This window comes from Arthrobacter globiformis, from assembly GCF_030818015.1.
Classification (GTDB): Bacteria; Actinomycetota; Actinomycetes; order Actinomycetales; family Micrococcaceae; genus Arthrobacter; species Arthrobacter globiformis_C.
Map to the genome: position 1 here is coordinate 1,154,549 of NZ_JAUSZX010000001.1, position 12,550 is coordinate 1,167,098.

Sequence of the window (12,550 nt, forward strand, 5' to 3'; positions counted from 1 at the left end):
TCTGGATGTATGTTGTGTGTTGCTTGGGTCAGCAGGACTCGACGTCCTTGGCGTCCATGATGCGGTAGGCATAGCCCTGCTCGGCCAGGAAGCGCTGGCGCTTGGCCGCGAAATCCTGGTCCAGGGTGTCGCGGGCAACGAGGGAGTAGAAGCGTGCCGCCCGGCCGTCCTGCTTGGGCCGCAGCAGCCGGCCGAGCCGCTGGGCCTCCTCCTGGCGGGAGCCGAAGGACCCGGAGACCTGGATGGCCACGGAGGCTTCGGGCAGGTCGATGGAAAAGTTCGCCACCTTGGACACCACGAGGGTCTGGATCTCCCCGGCGCGGAAGGCGTCAAAGAGCTTCTGGCGGGCTTTGACCGAGGTTTCGCCCTTGATGACCGGAGCGTCCAGCCGCTCGCCGAGTTCGTCGAGCTGGTCGATGTACTGCCCGATTACGAGGACCTGCTCGCCCCGGTGGTGCTCCACCAGCTGTTCGGCGACGAGGGTCTTGGTCTCGGACGTGGCGCACAGCCGGTACTTGTCCGCGTCCTCGGCCATGGCGTAGGCCACGCGCTCGTCCTTGGGCAGGTCCACGCGGACCTCCACGCAGTCCGCGGGGGCGATGTATCCCTGGGCCTCGATGTCCTTCCACGGCGCGTCATAGCGCTTGGGGCCGATGAGGCTGAAGACCTCCCCTTCCCGGCCGTCTTCACGCACCAGGGTCGCCGTGAGGCCCAGCCGTCGCCGGGCCTGCAGATCGGCGGTCATCCGGAAGATCGGTGCGGGCAACAGATGGACCTCGTCATAGATGATCAGGCCCCAGTCGTGGCCGTCGACGAGCTCCAGGTGCGGGTACAGGCCGCCGCGCTTGGTGGTGAGGACCTGGTAGGTTGCGATCGTCACCGGGCGGACCTCCTTGACAGCGCCCGAATACTCGCCGATCTCGTCCTCGGTCAGCGAGGTCCGCCGGAGCAGCTCGTCCTTCCACTGCCGTGCCGAGACCGTGTTCGTGACGAGGATTAGAGTTGTGGTGGAGCTGGTGGCCATCGCCGCGGCGCCCACGAGCGTCTTTCCGGCGCCGCAGGGGAGTACGACGACGCCGCTGCCGCCAGCCCAGAAGTTTTCCGTGGCCAGCCGCTGGTATGGCCGCAGGGTCCAGCCGGATTCGTTGAGCATGATGAGGTGCGGCGTGCCGTCGACGTATCCGGCCAGATCCTCAGCCGGCCAGCCGATCTTCAGCAGCAGCTGCTTCAGCTGGCCGCGCTGGGAGGAATGGACCACCACGGTCTCAGCGTCGATGCGTGGGCCCAGCAGCGGCTGGATCTTCTTGGCCCTGCTGACCTCCTCCAGCACCGGATAGTCGCTGGTGCGCATGACCAGCCCGTGCTGGGGGTCTTTCTCCAGCCGCAACCGGCCGTACCGGGACATTGTTTCTTCGATGTCGATCAGCAGGGAATGCGGCACGGGGAACCGGGAATAGGTGAGCAGCGTGTCCAGCACCTTCTCGGCGTCGAGCCCTGCTGCCCGGGCGTTCCAAAGCCCCAGCGGCGTGAGCCGGTAGCTGTGCATGTGCTCTGGCGCGCGCTCCAGTTCGGCGAAGGCCGCGATGGCGTGCCGGGCCTCCGTCGCCTGCTCGTGGTCCACTTCGAGGAGGATGGTTTTGTCGCTCTGGACAATCAGCGGTCCGTCATTCACGCAGGTAGAACCTTCACTGCTGCATTTCCTCTGCTGCCTCGATGTCGATGATCCGGTGGATGGAAAGCACCCGCTCCGTGTCCTTCGCGGGGTCGAAGACACGGACGCGTCCACCCGCGACGGATACCGGAACAACCGTTTCCAGTTTCGCATTCCCCAGGCTGTCCACGACGTTCATCACGACTTTCTGCCTGAGCCGGATGGCTTTGTGCAGGGTCTCCAGTCCCAGCTGGGTTGCCTCCTCGCCGCCGGCGGCAGCCGGGCGGGAGCCGTTGGGGCCGGAGCCGGCGGCCGCCTGGCTGCGGAGAACGGCGAGCTGGGCGGTGACGTCGGCGTCGGGAAGGGCGGAGCGCGGCGCGCTGTAGACGGGCCGCGCGGTGCCCGTAAGGGGCGCGGTGCGGTTGAGGCGGACGACGGCGGGTCCGGCATCTTCAACGGCGGGTGACAGCCCCAGCCCGCGCAGCACGAGGGCCGTCTGCCGGGGAGAGGCCATGGAGACCAGGACGGTGGGGGCGATCCGGACCAGGCCCAGGGACGAGGCCGCAGCTTCCCGGCAGAGCTCACTGAGTGCGGCCTCGTCGTCACTCTGGATGAAGCTGGCGGCCGCCCCGACCCGCAGCTTGCCGTGCCTGGCGGCCGTGTCCTCCACGAGGTACTGCAGCGGTTGCGGCACGGCGGTGGCGGAGTGCCGGCGGAGGAAATCGAGGATGGCTGTTGCGTCCTGGCCCGAGTCCAGTGCGCGCCGGATGGACTCGACGGAGAACCGGTACGTCGTGGCCGGGCCCTGCCCTTCGGCGTCGGCCATCCCCTGAAGCTGCTCTGCCAGGTCGGGGGCCAGATAGCCGGGCGCGACCGCGGTCAGGTCGGCCTGCAGGAGCACGTGGTTGAGGGCAGCAGGCAGGTGTTCGCCGAGGAGGTTCATGGCGTCGTCTGGCGCGTCCGCGGCGATGGCGGCACCCAGCTGGCTGAGGGCGCCGGACCCGATCAGCCCCAGCAGCTCCGCCTCGGCAAGGACGCCGCTGATCAGGGAACTGAACCGCCGCGCCATGCGGGGCTGGGACCACTCGGCACGCTGCAGCACAGCCTCCGCATTGAGCACCGGCGCAGCCCCGTCCGGCATCTCCGCCTCGAGCGTCAGTTCCCGCAGTATCTCCAGGATCCGCTTGCGGATGACGGGTGCGTCGGACCGCTGCGCCTCGGCAGAGAGGGCGTTGACGGTGGCCGCCGGGGCCGCCCGGTGGTTCGCCGGTCCGGCGGGCTGGCCGTTGATGGGCTGGCCCACGAGTGATGGGGCCCGCTCGCTGGCCAGCCAGGCGTTGACGAGCCACAGCCACTGTTCCTGCCGCGGCAGCCCGAGCCATTCCAGCTGGGGCGGCTGCACCCAGCACGAGCTGTCCACGTCCAGCCGGATCAGGCCGGCCAGGGCGCTGAGCTCCAGCAGCACGGCGGTGGTGTGGTGGTCCACGCGGAGCGTCTCGGCGAGCCTCCGCATCTCGCGGATGCCCACACCGCCGCTCCGCAGGGTGGCCAGGGGCTGGTCCCTGACGGCATGCAGCAGTTCGCCGGTGAGGCGCAGGGTCTCGGCGATGGCGCCGAGCGCGGCGTTGCGGCGGAGCGCCGCGGTAGTGACGCCGAGCGTCGGCGCCGGGGGAGTCAGGGAGAAGTTGTCGATGATGGCGCCGCCGCGCAGGGAGATTCCCACGCTGTGCGGCAGTTCCACATGGGCGGCGTCCAGCGGCACCAGCAGGCCCCGGGCCAGCAGCCAGTCGACGGGCCCGACGTCGTGACCTTCAGTTGTGACGGACGCCTTCCGCTGGGCCTGGGGGACGGCGCCCATGGCCCAGTTGCTGAACCGTGCCAGCAGTGCAGTCGTCCGTTCCGGAGCGCTGGCGAGGAGCGCGTGCAGTTCCTCGGGGGAAGATGTCCAGTGCTGCAGCGCCAGCGCTGCCTCCATAGGAGTGGTGGCAGCCTGCACGGCGGCGCCGCTGCGGTGCAGCTCCGCGACAAGCTGGACAACGCGCTGGGCGAAGGCCGGCTGGAGCCTGACCAGCTCGGTGTAGCTGCGCCCCAGCCCGGCCGGATAGATCCCGACGACGTCCTTCAGGCTGCTCACCGGAAGGTAGAAGCGCTGCCGCTGGGCGCCAGGTCCCGCTCCGTGCGGCGGCTCCGCCCGCTGCACGAGGGCCAGGTCATGCAGCGATTGCAGGAGCTGCTCGATGGCCGCCACGGTGGAGCCGGCGATGGTCTTTTTCAGCACCGCGGCCGATGCGCTGTGCCCGGTGTCTGTGTTGGTGCACAGGTGCAGCGTCTCCAGGACCTGCATTTGCGGGCGGTTCAGGCGTTCCAGGGCCCGCTGCACACTCACCCGCGCGCTGGCGCGGGCGGCCAGTGCGGGGAAGTCGGGAACGCCGGGGGAGATCAGGTCCGGCCGCGCAGCGAACAAAGCCCGCAGTGACTCGTCGCTGCGTGCCTCCAGTTCCTTGCTGAGCGCTCGAATGAGGGACATCAGTCCAACGTTACCGCCCGCCGGGGCTTCCTGCCCGGCGGCGGGCGGCAACGCCGTCGGCCACCAGCACGAGCATCAGCAGGAAGGCCGCCGGAAGGCCGTAAAGCGCCGTCGACGTGACCCACTGCGGTGCGGCGTGGCCCGCAGCGGCCAGCGCCATGACCGCCCCGACGGCTGCGAGGGACAAAACTGCAAGGAGCACTGCGGTGGCCATCAGTGGCCGCCGGATACGCGCGGATGTCATGGACGTAACGCTAACAGCAGCGCCGCGGCCGCGCCTCAAAGCGGGATTAGCGTGCCAGTCAGGATAACCTTGAAGGAGCAGACCAACATGGACCAGGCTGTCATACCCTGAACCCGCACATCAGTGCGGATGCGGTGACGGCCGGCCATGTCCCAGAAACGTCAGAACGAAGAAGGTTGATTAGGTGCCTACCGGCAAGGTCAAGTGGTACGACAAGGACAAAGGCTTCGGATTCCTCGCGGGCGAGGACGGGCAGGAAGTATTCCTCCCCAAGTCCGCGCTGCCCGCCGGAGTTTCGGAACTGAAGGCCGGCACCCGGGTTGAGTTCGGCGTCGCGGACGGACGCAAGGGCGCCCAGGCCCTGGGCCTGCGCGTCCTCGAAAAGACGCCGTCCATCGCAAAGGCCAAGCGCCCCAGCGCCAGGGATCTTGCCCCGCTGGTGCAGGACCTGGTGACGGTTCTGGACAACCTGTCCGGCACGCTGTCGTCCGGCAAGTACCCGGATGGCAACAAGGGCAAGGCCATTGCCGCTGCCCTGCGTAAGGTTGCCGACGAGCTGGACGCCTAGGCCTCCCGATGAACCCGGAACCTGAACAGGCTGAATCCAAGGTGGAACCCAAGGCACCCAGGCGGCGCGCCGGTATCCCGGTGTGGCGGACGGGGAAACCCGACGCCGTGCTGGCCGCTGCCGTGGACACCGCCCGGGCCGCCATCGAAGGCATTGCAAAGGCTTCCGAAATCGGGGACCACCTGGCAGCCCGTACCGAGGGCGACCGCGTGGTGACGCACCTTTTCGAATCACGGCTGCCGGGGTACATCGGCTGGCAGTGGTATGCCGTCCTGACCCGGAACTCCCGCTCCAAGGTGATTACGGTCAACGAGCTTGGCCTGCTCCCGTCCGAAGACTCGATCCTCGCCCCGGAGTGGGTGCCGTGGGCCGAGCGCGTGCGCCCTGAGGACGCCCGGGAGCAGGACGCGGAAGACGCCCGGGAGGAAGCACCGGCTGAAGGCGTGGCTGCGGACGGAGCTCCGGGCGAGACTGCCGCCGACGCCGAAACTGAGTCCGGTGACGAAACAGGGTCCGGTGACGAATCAGAACCGGGTGCCGATGCGGCTACGGATGGTGAGGCTCGAACCAGCGCCCAGACCGGAACCGACGGCCAGACTGGAACTGACCGCCCGGCGAAAGACTGATCACGCCGTCGGGGTCACCTCAATGACCGCTGACTTTGACAGTGCTGACACCCCAGTGGCGTCGGGCCCCATGGGGCCCGACGCCACTGGCTTATGCCTGACAAATCCCGTCACGGCCAGGGGGGCCGGAACGGCCGACGGCGCCGGCCGGGACACAAGCCCGGACGACGCCGTCGAACACCGACGCTTTGGCGTCACCAGTGATTGAGCCTGGCTACTTCTTCAGCTCGCCCACCACGTAGTCGATGCACTCGAGCAGGGCAGAGACATCTGACGGCTCGATGGCCACGAAGGTGGCGATGCGCAGCTGGTTGCGTCCCAGCTTCCGGTAGGGCTCGGTGTCCACGATGCCGTTCGCGCGAAGCACCTTGGCAATGGCGGCGGCATCGATCGAGTCATCGAAGTCGATGGTGGCGATGACGTTGGAGCGCTCGGCGGCATTGGCAACGAACGGCGTGGCGAATTCGGAGGCTTCCGCCCACTTGTAGATGCGTCCGGCCGAGTCGGCCGTGCGTCCGGCGGCGAAGTCCAGGCCACCGTTGGCGTTCAACCACTGCACCTGGGCATCCAGCGTGACGAGCGTGGACAGCGACGGGGTGTTGTACGTCTGGTTCAGCCTGGAGTTGTCGATCGCGGTCTTCAGGTCCAGGAAGTCCGGAATCCAGCGCCCGCTGGCCTTGACGCGCTCGGCCCGCTCCAGCGCTGCCGGGGAAAAGAGGCCCAGCCACAGCCCGCCGTCGGAGGCGAAGTTCTTCTGCGGTGCGAAGTAGTAGACATCCGTCTGGGCCACGTCGACGTCAAGGCCGCCGGCAGCCGAGGTTGCGTCCACCAGCACCAGCGCGCCCTCGTCGGCGCCGTTCACCCGCTGGACAGGCGCGGCAACACCCGTTGAGGTCTCGTTCTGCGGCCAGGCGTAAACGTCAACGCCCGCCTCGGCCCTGGCGACGGGGCAGGTGCCGGGCTCGGACTTGATGATGGAGGATTCCGCAAGGAACGGCGCCTTGTCGGTGGCCGCGGCAAACTTGGACCCGAATTCACCGAAGGACAGGTGCTGTGCCTTCTCTTCCACCAGGCCGAAGCTGGCGACGTCCCAGAACGCGGTGGAACCGCCGACGCCCAGGACCACCTCGTAGCCTTCGGGGGCACGGAAGAAGGTGCTGAGGCCTTCGCGGACGGAGCCCACGAGGTTCTTCACCGGGGCCTGGCGGTGGGACGTACCAAGGAGCGTCGTGGCGGCTGCTGAGAGTGCCTCGATCTGCTCCGGCCTGACCTTGGAAGGACCGGCGCCGAACCGTCCGTCCTTGGGCAGGAGGTTTGCGGGAATAGTGATGCTGGTGTCGCTCACAGTGGCTCCAATTTTCGGCTTGGAAGTGCGGTTCGGCTGGTCGGGGCGATGGCCGGCAGGCAACCTTGACCGCCACGAAGACCCTCCTTATTCTGCCCGAAGCGCGGATACCGCAGGAACATGCCCCCGTCATAGTCCAGTCATTGAGACGGTGCCCGCCGTCTCCATGCTGCAGATTATCCGGACTAATTCAAAATAGGCTAAGCTGGCACTGAACGTACGGGCAGAGCGCCGGTGCTGCGCCGCCGTCGGATATCCGACCGCCGCTGCAGCTTGCCGGAACCCGGTGCGGCGGGCCCGCGGTACGGTGGGACGGACACAAATACTGTGCTCGAGGAGCTGAGCTGAATGACGGATCTGATCGACACCACGGAAATGTACCTTCGCACCATTCTGGAGCTGGAGGAAGAGAACATCGTGGCGCTTCGGGCACGCATTGCCGAACGACTCCGCCACTCGGGCCCCACCGTTTCACAGACCATCGGCAGGATGGAACGCGACGGCCTCGTCGTCGTCTCCGGTGACCGCCACCTTGAACTGACCGAAGTGGGCCGGAAACGCGCCACCGAAGTGATGCGCAAGCACCGCCTCGCCGAACGCCTCCTCGCCGACGTCATCGGCCTCGACTGGGCCTACGTGCATGACGAGGCCTGCCGGTGGGAGCACGTCATGAGTGAACGGGTGGAGCGCAGGATTTACGAATTGCTCGACTACCCCACCGAGTCGCCGTACGGCAACCCGATCCCCGGCCTGGCAGCACTGGGCGGGCAGCCTGCCCGCCCCTTCTCTGACGGCGTGGTGAACCTGCTCGACGCCATGACCGGCTACGGCCCGGAATCCAAGGTCACCGTCAGCCGCCTAGCAGAACCCATCCAGGTGGAGCCGGAGCTGCTGCTCCAGCTGGATGAAGGCGGGATCCGGCCCGGCGCCGCCGTCTCGCTGGAACGCGTGGGGGAGTACATCTCTGTCCGTGTGCCCGGTTTCGAAGGTGCCCTTGAGCTGCCGCCGGAAGTTGCTGCGCACGTGTTCGTGCGCGTCGGCTAGCTTCCAAACGGCCGCGGGGCGGACGCCGCTTCCTGTCTGACATCTGCAGGCAGGATGACCTACCACTTCTGCACAGTGAATATAACGGAATTATTACTGCGCCCTTTAATCGCCTATAGTTAAACGGCAACGCCGATACCAAAGCGTTACCTGATCTGGAGCCGAACCCTGCCAGCAGATCAGCAGTACGAGTCACCCACTGGCAGGGGCGGGGGAACCACAAGCGGCTGTTTCTACAGCCTTGGGGTGAAGTCCGCAGCAGCAAGTCTTTTCCGCAGAAGGAATCCTCCCGGGATACCCCTGTGCCGGAATGGCTTGTTACGGCGGACCGGGTCCGAACTCTCTGACCCGAATCCGACAGCTAACTTCGCAGGCTATCCAGAGAGGAAACAGTACTTGTCCATGCAGAATGCCCGGGGCCGCCGCCGCGCGTCCGGTCCCGCTCCGGAGCCGCGCCTTGCGGAGGCCATTGCCGCGGACCGTCCCCGGGACGCCCAGCGTGAAGCTCGCCGCCGCCGGGGTCCGTTCCGGCAGGTTACGGACTTCGCCTCCGCCAGTGGCGTTGGGCAGAAGGCCGGCGTAGCCCTTGCGGCCACAGGCCTGCTGCTGACTGTTACTGTCCCCGCCACCAGCCCTGTCCTGGCCGCCGGAGAGCAGCAAAGAGGGGCGTCCGCGTCCGCTGCCTCACCGGCCCAACCGAAGGTCTCGGCTGAAGCGGCGGCAAAGATCGACTTCAGCCGCACGTCCGTCTCCACCACCGGTGACCCGGACGGAAAGCTCAAGCAACTCCTGAGTGCGCAATCGGCCGGCAGCATCAGCCGCTCGGCCTCGGCGGGCACTCTGGGCGGGCCGCTGACCACGCTGGTCAAGTCCTCGCCGTTCGGTTACCGGGTCAGCCCGATCACCGGCGGCGCCGGCGAGTTCCACCGCGGGCAGGACTTTGCCGCCGAGTGCGGCACCGAGGTGCTGGCCGCAGCCAGCGGCACGGTGACTTTCTCCGGGTGGCACCCGTACGGGGGAGGCAACCGCGTGGTGATCAATCACGGCAACGGCCTGGAAACCACCTATAACCACCTGTCGTCCTCCAGCGTCCAGGTTGGCCAGAAGGTTACCCGCGGCGAAGTGATCGCCCTCAGCGGGACCACAGGCGCCTCCACCGGCTGCCACCTCCACTTCGAGGTGATGGTCAACGGGGATGTCGTTGATCCCACCGGCTGGCTCTGAGCCAAGCCGAGTGAGCACTCTCATTCCCGTGACACGCCGTGACCTGAATGTGACATTGGCTCCGAACTGCTGTACCGTCTAAACCGCGTCAACTTTTCCGAAGTTGACGCTCTTGAGTGGATTGCCTAACTCTGCCACCGCTCAAGGTCCGTTCGCATTACATCGTCTGGCAGGGGCGGGGGAACCAATTTTGGTCTTCGCAAGAAGGCCTTGGGGTTAAGTCGCAAAGCTTCCCAGGAAGCGGAGCGGCCGGGTGACTCCCATCCGAATCCGACAGCTCACCTCGCAGGCATTGGGAGAGGCTACCTTCGTGTCTTCACGCCACAATGCCGCGCGCCACCGCGCGCAAACGGTTCGTATGAACCCGTTGGACTCCGTGTCCAAGGCGGTTAGCGCCAATGCCGGCACAGTAGGTCGCCAGGCAGCTGTCATCGCAGCTGCTTCAGGACTCATCCTGAGCGTTGGCATGCCTGCCAACGCAGCCGACGCCAACATTGGTGTTTCCGCCTCCTCGGAGACCGGATCCCAGGCCGCGCAGCTTGCTGTGACCGCCGCACCCACCGCCACTGTCTCCTTCGAGCGTCCTGCCGTCACCACGGTGGCAGCCCCGGTCGCCGAAACCATCGCTCCGCAGTCGAACGATGAGAGCCAGACGGCCGATGGAGGCCAAGCCGGCAACGAGAGCGCAGGTGCGGCCCAGGCCGTCACCGCCAAGTCCACCGATGGTGCGGCCTCCGCCGCAGCTTCCGGGCTGGCTGCAATCGCGTACACCGGTATCGGCAGCCCCTACGTCTGGGGCGGCACCACGCCCAGCGGCTGGGACTGCTCCGGCTTTACCCAGTGGGTTTACGCTCAGGCAGGCATCAGCATTCCCCGCGTCAACGCGTGGAACGCCATGAAGCCCACGTCCACGCCTGCTCCCGGCGACCTGGTCATGCAGAACGGCGGCGCCCACGTGGGCATCTACGTCGGCAACGGCATGATGATCAGCGCGCTGAACCCCTCGCAGGGCACTCTCCTGCACGCGGTGTCCGCAACGGGCACGTCCGCTTTTTACACCCTTCGCTAAGAATCCGATTCGAGGCGGGCCGGCTTACCCCCAAGATGCCGGCGCGTCGATAACCCATGGCCTGCTACCGCGGTCCGTGGAACACGAAAGAGAGAAACTAATGACTACACGTGCGACCATTGCACGGCACCGCGCCGAGGTCACCAAGACCAACTCGCTCGCTGTCATAGCCAAAGCCGTCGGCGACAACGCAGGTGGCATGGGCCGCCAGGCCGCAGTTATCGCTGCTGCTTCCGGTCTTGTCCTGACCAGCGGCATCGCCGCCAACGCCGCTGAGACCAACGTTCAGCGCGAATCCGCCGCAGCTTCCACGCTGGAAGTCCAGTCCGCTGCACCGTCAACCATCTCCGCTGCTTCCAGCATCGCCATCTCCTACGAGAAGCCTGCTGTCTCCACCACGCCGGCTCCCGTCGTCGAGGCCCCCAAGCCTGTTGTCAAGGTCCAGGAAGCCACTCCCGCCGTTGACGCTGCTCCCGTTGCCGACGCCGCACCGGCGGTCCAGGCCACCGCCGCCGTCGAGACCGCTGCCCCGAAGACCACTGCCGCCAGCGGCAAGGGCGCTGCAATCGCTGCTGCTGCCTACGCGCAGCTGGGAGTCTCCCAGGACTGCACCGCGCTCGCCACCAACGCGCTCGCAGCCGTGGGCATCCACTACCACGGTTGGCCGGCAGGCTACCTGTCCCTCGGACGCACCGTCAGTGCTGCTGAGGCTCGGCCGGGCGACCTCGCCTACTACCAGAACGGCGGCATGGGCCTGGCCCACATCGCTGTGTACGTCGGCAACGGCCAGGCGGTCCACGGCGGTTGGAACGGCGGAACCACCGCACTGTTCAGCGTGAACGTCGGCTCCGGCCCGGTCTTCATCCGCGTCGGCGGCTAAGACTCCCGAAGCATTAAAAAGGACCCCCGCCAGCCGGCGGGGGTCCTTTTTTGCCTTGCGCCCGCATTAATTTTTGGTGACACGCCATGACGATGCTTGTGTTCGATTCGCCCATCTGCCTAGTGAGTGTTTACTCTTATTGTGTCGATCCATAGCCCGGACATGCAGAGGGCAGCCGGCCCTCGCGCCTCTGCCGGGTGCGGCCGTGAAGAGGTATGTGCATGCGCACACTCGTTCTGAATGCTGGATATGAACCGCTGGCGGTAGTGACATTCCGCCGGGCGCTGGTCCTTGTGCTCACCGGAAAGGCAAGCGTGGTGGCCGAAGGCGACGATCCTGTCGTCGGGCCGCAGGACATCATGGGCCGTCCGTCCGTGATTCTCCTTAACCGCTACATCCGCCCCCGGTACAACATGATCACCGCGGTGAGCAGGCGCGGTGTGCTTCGCCGCGACGGCCACCGGTGTGCCTACTGCGGCAAGGCAGCCCACACCATAGACCATGTCCAGCCTAAATCCCGGGGCGGTGCCGACTCCTGGGAGAACCTCGTCGCCGCCTGCCTCCGCTGCAACAACGTCAAGGGTGACCACACGCCCGGTGAAATGGGCTGGAAGCTTCGGTTCGATCCGGCTCCACCGGTGGGCACCATGTGGCAGATCAAGGAGTTGGAGAAGCCCACACCGGCGTGGGATCCGTTCCTGCTTCCGGAAAGAGCAGCCTGACGCTGCTCTGAGCCTCACAGCATTACGCTGGGTGTGTGGACTTTGATGCAATAATTCTGGCCGGCGGCCGCTCCTCGCGACTGGGAGGCTCACCCAAGTCTGCCCTGATGTTCGACGGCGCCACCCTCCTTGAGCGCTCCCTCGCGGCGGCCGCGGAAGCCCGGCACACTGTGGTGGTGGGACCTGAGACGGCTGGCCTCCCCGGCGGTGTTCTCACCTCGCGTGAGGATCCGCCCTTTGCAGGTCCGGCCGCGGCCATCGCCGCCGGCCTTGCCGCGCTCCGGGGCGCAGATCCCGCGGACCTGGTCCTGGTCCTCGCGTGCGACATGCCGCGCGTGGGCGATGCCGTCCGCGCACTCCTGGATGCTCTCCCCGGCGCCGGTGCGGACGGCGTCATGGCGGCGTCGGCCGACGGGCGGCGGCAGCCGCTGGCAGGTTTTTATAGCACAGCTGCGCTGGAACGCGCTGTGCAGGATGCCGCCGCACGCAACGCCCTGGTTCACGGGTCAGTCTTCGCCCTCCTTGCTAGTCTTGACGTGCAGGCTGTGGTTGTCCCAACGGGCTCCACGGATGATGTGGACACGTGGGACGATGCGGCTGCGTTGGGAGTAGCTGTCCGGGAGCAGTGACGCGCATTCCGGACCGCCGTG

12 protein-coding genes and 2 riboswitches are annotated in these 12,550 nt (G+C 66.9%); of the genes, 8 read left to right on the forward strand and 4 right to left on the reverse strand.

The window, feature by feature from the left end; genetic code table 11:
• Window positions 1-28 precede the first annotated feature (28 nt).
• The 3 genes from QFZ23_RS05405 to QFZ23_RS05415 are packed head-to-tail and all read right to left on the reverse strand — an operon-like array spanning window position 29 to window position 4,422.
• Complete coding sequence (locus tag QFZ23_RS05405) at window positions 29-1,672, reverse strand: DNA repair helicase XPB (RefSeq protein WP_306921084.1); 1,644 nt, start codon at window positions 1,670-1,672, stop codon at window positions 29-31.
• 13 nt (window positions 1,673-1,685) lie between these two features.
• Window positions 1,686-4,178, reverse strand: a complete 2,493-nt coding sequence (locus QFZ23_RS05410; RefSeq protein ID WP_306921086.1) for a helicase-associated domain-containing protein — start codon at window positions 4,176-4,178, stop codon at window positions 1,686-1,688.
• A gap of 10 nt (window positions 4,179-4,188) precedes the next feature.
• Window positions 4,189-4,422 (reverse strand): hypothetical protein, encoded by a 234-nt coding sequence (locus tag QFZ23_RS05415; protein ID WP_306921088.1) that lies wholly within the window; start codon window positions 4,420-4,422, stop codon window positions 4,189-4,191.
• Window positions 4,423-4,606: 184 nt separating this feature from the next.
• Here QFZ23_RS05415 and QFZ23_RS05420 point away from each other — a divergent pair, with 184 nt between their 5' ends.
• Window positions 4,607-4,990, forward strand: coding sequence for a cold-shock protein (locus QFZ23_RS05420; RefSeq protein WP_003804678.1), 384 nt, complete (start codon window positions 4,607-4,609; stop codon window positions 4,988-4,990).
• Between the two features lie 8 nt (window positions 4,991-4,998).
• The gene (locus QFZ23_RS05425) at window positions 4,999-5,616 is read left to right on the forward strand and encodes a DUF3027 domain-containing protein (RefSeq protein WP_306921089.1); all 618 of its coding nucleotides are present in this window, start codon (window positions 4,999-5,001) and stop codon (window positions 5,614-5,616) included.
• A 214-nt stretch (window positions 5,617-5,830) separates the two neighbouring features.
• On the opposite strand, the gene serC is transcribed toward QFZ23_RS05425, so the two are convergent.
• Window positions 5,831-6,961, reverse strand: coding sequence for a phosphoserine transaminase (gene serC, locus QFZ23_RS05430; RefSeq protein WP_306921091.1), 1,131 nt, complete (start codon window positions 6,959-6,961; stop codon window positions 5,831-5,833).
• A gap of 348 nt (window positions 6,962-7,309) precedes the next feature.
• Between serC and QFZ23_RS05435 the strand changes: the two genes are divergently transcribed.
• The 6 genes from QFZ23_RS05435 (at window position 7,310) to mobA (ending at window position 12,529) form a co-directional block, all read left to right on the forward strand.
• Window positions 7,310-8,005 carry a metal-dependent transcriptional regulator gene (locus QFZ23_RS05435; protein ID WP_306921092.1) on the forward strand — a complete coding sequence of 232 codons (696 nt, stop codon included), beginning with the start codon at window positions 7,310-7,312 and terminating at the stop codon, window positions 8,003-8,005.
• A 149-nt stretch (window positions 8,006-8,154) separates the two neighbouring features.
• Window positions 8,155-8,396, forward strand: a riboswitch (cyclic di-AMP (ydaO/yuaA leader).
• An 11-nt stretch (window positions 8,397-8,407) separates the two neighbouring features.
• The gene (locus tag QFZ23_RS05440) at window positions 8,408-9,229 is read left to right on the forward strand and encodes a M23 family metallopeptidase (protein ID WP_306926677.1); all 822 of its coding nucleotides are present in this window, start codon (window positions 8,408-8,410) and stop codon (window positions 9,227-9,229) included.
• Window positions 9,230-9,365: 136 nt separating this feature from the next.
• A riboswitch (cyclic di-AMP (ydaO/yuaA leader) is annotated at window positions 9,366-9,535 on the forward strand.
• Between the two features lie 52 nt (window positions 9,536-9,587).
• The gene (locus tag QFZ23_RS05445) at window positions 9,588-10,298 is read left to right on the forward strand and encodes a C40 family peptidase (RefSeq protein WP_306921094.1); all 711 of its coding nucleotides are present in this window, start codon (window positions 9,588-9,590) and stop codon (window positions 10,296-10,298) included.
• A 100-nt stretch (window positions 10,299-10,398) separates the two neighbouring features.
• Window positions 10,399-11,178, forward strand: coding sequence for an NlpC/P60 family protein (locus QFZ23_RS05450; protein WP_306921096.1), 780 nt, complete (start codon window positions 10,399-10,401; stop codon window positions 11,176-11,178).
• Between the two features lie 221 nt (window positions 11,179-11,399).
• Window positions 11,400-11,900 (forward strand): HNH endonuclease, encoded by a 501-nt coding sequence (locus tag QFZ23_RS05455; RefSeq protein ID WP_306921098.1) that lies wholly within the window; start codon window positions 11,400-11,402, stop codon window positions 11,898-11,900.
• Between the two features lie 35 nt (window positions 11,901-11,935).
• A complete protein-coding gene (gene mobA, locus QFZ23_RS05460) occupies window positions 11,936-12,529 on the forward strand; it encodes a molybdenum cofactor guanylyltransferase (protein ID WP_306921100.1) in 594 nt (197 codons plus the stop codon).
• Window positions 12,530-12,550: the final 21 nt, after the last annotated feature.

Coding starts and splice junctions, on each gene's coding strand:
- QFZ23_RS05440 (WP_306926677.1), top strand. CDS start 8,408: ATGCAGAATGCCCGGGGCCGCCGCCGCGCGTCCGGTCCCGCTCCGGAG.
- QFZ23_RS05410 (WP_306921086.1), bottom strand. CDS start 4,178: ATGTCCCTCATTCGAGCGCTCAGCAAGGAACTGGAGGCACGCAGCGAC.
- QFZ23_RS05435 (WP_306921092.1), top strand. CDS start 7,310: ATGACGGATCTGATCGACACCACGGAAATGTACCTTCGCACCATTCTG.
- QFZ23_RS05450 (WP_306921096.1), top strand. CDS start 10,399: ATGACTACACGTGCGACCATTGCACGGCACCGCGCCGAGGTCACCAAG.
- QFZ23_RS05455 (WP_306921098.1), top strand. CDS start 11,400: ATGCGCACACTCGTTCTGAATGCTGGATATGAACCGCTGGCGGTAGTG.
- QFZ23_RS05445 (WP_306921094.1), top strand. CDS start 9,588: ATGAACCCGTTGGACTCCGTGTCCAAGGCGGTTAGCGCCAATGCCGGC.
- QFZ23_RS05425 (WP_306921089.1), top strand. CDS start 4,999: ATGAACCCGGAACCTGAACAGGCTGAATCCAAGGTGGAACCCAAGGCA.
- QFZ23_RS05415 (WP_306921088.1), bottom strand. CDS start 4,422: ATGACATCCGCGCGTATCCGGCGGCCACTGATGGCCACCGCAGTGCTC.